The following is a 2,977-nucleotide window of genomic DNA, read 5'->3' on the forward strand; positions in this document are numbered from 1 at the left end:
CGATCTGGTGATCGAGGACGATCCAGTTCCCGAAACCGCTGGCCTGCCCGGCGGCGATGACCCTGCCTTCTGTGAACGCGTAGATGGGGGTGCCGACGTCCCCGGCGAAGTCGACGCCCTTGTGCTCGGTTCCCCACCGCGGCCCGAAGGGTGACGACAAGGTGGCCGTGCCGGTCTTGGTCGGTTTGACCAGCGACCCGGCCGGAGCGGTCGTCGCCGCACCCGGTCCTGCGGGAACGGCGCATTGGTTCTCATCGTCGGAGGCGATGATGACCAGGAGCATCACGATCGCGACCATCACGGCGACGGCTCCGGCGAGCACCTTCTTCGTAGCGTTCACAGCGGCAATCAGCCTCGCCCGTTGCTGCTCTGCAGCCGGTGCGAGAGTTCGGCGATCATCTCCGAGGCGGCGGCAAGGGCGGCGTCACGTTCGCGTAGCTCTCGTTCGAGATCCCGGCGCGGTGGCTTCGGCCCGCCGGGGTGTGCCTCGACCCAGTTGCGCAGTGTGTTCGGGTGCACGCCGGTGGCCTCGGCGACGAGCTGGATCGCCCGCCACCGGGAGGAGACGATGCTTTGCAGCTCGGAGACTTTCTTCACCGCGGCTGCCCGCAGTTCCGGTGAGACATCCCGGTAGCGGCGTTGTGGGATCACGCGGCGTCCTCCTGCGTCTCGTCGGCGATGTTGTAGCGGGCGTTGGTGTTGTGGATTCCCGATTCGATCTCGGCGCGGGTGAAGATCACGTGCACCGGGATTCCGGGGGCGCGTTCGTCGTCACCGGTCTTGATCAGCACGTTTCCGGTGCCGGGCGGCGGCGGCGCCGACTCACCTTCTCGGGGTTGATCACCGGTCATCGGCGGCGGGGAGGACCACTTGGTGACCATGTCGACCTCGGTGTCGGTGAAGGTGACGACCCCGTTGAGACGCTCGATTTCCTTCGGCGGGATCGGGCCGATGACCTTCACCCGGGCGCGTTCGAGGAATCCGACTGCGCGATCGGTGGTGGCTCCATCGGAGGCGGTGGTCAGGTCGGCCATCGAGTGGGTGATCATCCACAGCCCGACCGCGATCTGCCGGTTCAACCGGGTCAGCGCGTTGATCCGGTCAATCATGAAGGGCCCCAGACCTAACACATCCCAGATTTCGTCCATCACGGCTTCGAAGAAGCGTTGCGGGCCCAGGCCGGCATCGAACAGGGCGTGCGCGGCGTCGATCAATGCGAACCCGTCCGACCAGCACACCAGCATGACCGCCGCCCGCAACTTCTTGTCACCGTTGGGAATGTGGGAGACGTCGAAACCGATCGCCGGGTAGTCCAGGCTCAGCGGATTGGTGGTCTGCCCGTTGAAGATCCGACCGAATCGGCTGGTCGGGTTGACGAAGGCACGCAGGGACCGGCGCAGCGGCCGCACGGCTTCCCGATAGTCCTCGAGGGTGTCCACACCGGCGTCCTCGAGGAGCTGCGGGTGCCCCTCGACGATCACCTCGAGCAAGTTCTCCAGCAGCGGCGGCTCGGCTGGTGTGAAGCCCTTCTCGTTGAACAGGATCCCGATACTGGATTCGACGATCGACTCTTCCCAGTCCTCGAGTGCCTGCCCGCGCCGCAGTTCGAGCAGCGCGCAGGTGGTCTCGCTCTGGCGGCCGCGGAGCTCCTCGATCCAGCGCCGTTGCAGTTCCGGGAACGGGGCGAGCAGCGGGATGATCGATCCGAGCACACCGCCCGCCAGCGGGTTGATGTGTCCGAAGGCGTATCCGACGTCGACGACCGCGTCCTTACCGGAGACATCCTCGACCAGCGCCCGGTAGTCGGGCTTCTTGTCGGCGAGGAACAGGGCGGTCACGCCTTGGGCTATCGCACCGAGAATCACCTTGCGGACGAACGAGGACTTGCCGTAGCCGTTGAGGCCGAGAACGAACCCGATTGGCGCGGTGATGAAGCCGCGTCGGAACCAGTTCAGCAGCCCGAAGGAGACCGGTGCGTGGGTGACCAGGTGGCTGCCGATGACCGGGCCGACCGCCGGGGCACCCGCCCCGACCGACCATGGCCAGAAGGCGCCGGCGGCGTGCACGCTCGTCGACCGCAGCTCGGGTTGTTTGCCGACCGACGCCGCGCGGCCGCCGCCGGCGCCCCGGTACCCGCGGTCGGTGAGCTTGCGCCCGCCCTCGGTTTGGCTGGTTTCGCTTCGCTCGCGCACAGCAGCGTTGCGGCGGCGCCTGTCGTCGGTGCTGATCTTGAACTTGGCCCACGCCCCGCGCAGGCCACCGGCATAGACGTTGCCTTGGTACTGTGCCCGTTCCTCGGGCGTCATGATGCGAACCATCAGAAGGTGCCTTTCTCTTAGGCGGTCAGCGCCGACGGCATCGACGCATGATCGGGCAGCAAGATCCCGACGCCGAGCGAGGCGGCGAAGGCGGCGTCCTGGAACCGGTAGCAGCGGCGGACCTCGAGCTGGGTCTGGGCGGCCAGGTCGTTGATCAGTGCATCGACCCGGGGGATGTCGCCTTCGATGGGTTCGGTGACGGTGATCAGCACACCGATTCGGGTGGCGCCGTGGCCGCGGGCGAGTTCGTCACGCGAGCGTTCCGCGAGTTCGACATTGATCTGGGCGGCAGCCGAACCGATACCGCGGGTGCGGTTCTGAGCGGCGACGATGGCGTTGCGGTAGTCGTCATCGATGATTTTGACCGCGTCCGCGGCCCGGTGCGGGCGATAGACGATCGCCACGCGCTTACGCGGAAGGTCCGGGTGCGGGGCGATCAGACGGCGCAGGGCCGATTCGTCGACAGCGCTCTTCGGGCCTGCCTGCATCAGCCAGGTGACCGAGCGGCCACCGTCGTGCCAGTACTCCGCCCACTTGTTCTCGTGGGAGATGGGGCCGGCGTTGTCCCAGGTGATCCCGTGGTCTTCACCTCTGGCTTCGGCCCGTTCGACGATCTGCTGGGATGCCGGGTCGAAGGAGCGGCGCACCACACCGGTGAT

The 2,977-nt window shown here is 67.0% G+C and carries 4 protein-coding genes; all 4 read right to left on the bottom strand.

Annotated elements, in window-relative coordinates:
• Window positions 1-340 (bottom strand): M23 family metallopeptidase (locus MLGJGCBP_RS17800; RefSeq protein WP_236581176.1); only part of this gene is annotated, 340 nt, incomplete at its 3' end.
• A gap of 8 nt (window positions 341-348) precedes the next feature.
• The gene (locus tag MLGJGCBP_RS17805; RefSeq protein WP_160097326.1) at window positions 349-651 is read right to left on the bottom strand and encodes a transposase; all 303 of its coding nucleotides are present in this window, start codon (window positions 649-651) and stop codon (window positions 349-351) included.
• The gene (locus MLGJGCBP_RS17810; RefSeq protein WP_236581177.1) at window positions 648-2,306 is read right to left on the bottom strand and encodes a hypothetical protein; all 1,659 of its coding nucleotides are present in this window, start codon (window positions 2,304-2,306) and stop codon (window positions 648-650) included. Before MLGJGCBP_RS17810 ends, MLGJGCBP_RS17805 begins: the two co-directional genes overlap by 4 nt.
• 29 nt (window positions 2,307-2,335) lie before the next feature.
• The coding region (locus tag MLGJGCBP_RS17815; RefSeq protein ID WP_328799551.1) for an SCO6880 family protein at window positions 2,336-2,977 on the bottom strand (642 nt) is incomplete at its 5' end.

This window comes from Rhodococcus sp. T7 (assembly GCF_009872365.1).
Classification (GTDB): Bacteria; Actinomycetota; Actinomycetes; order Mycobacteriales; family Mycobacteriaceae; genus Rhodococcus_F.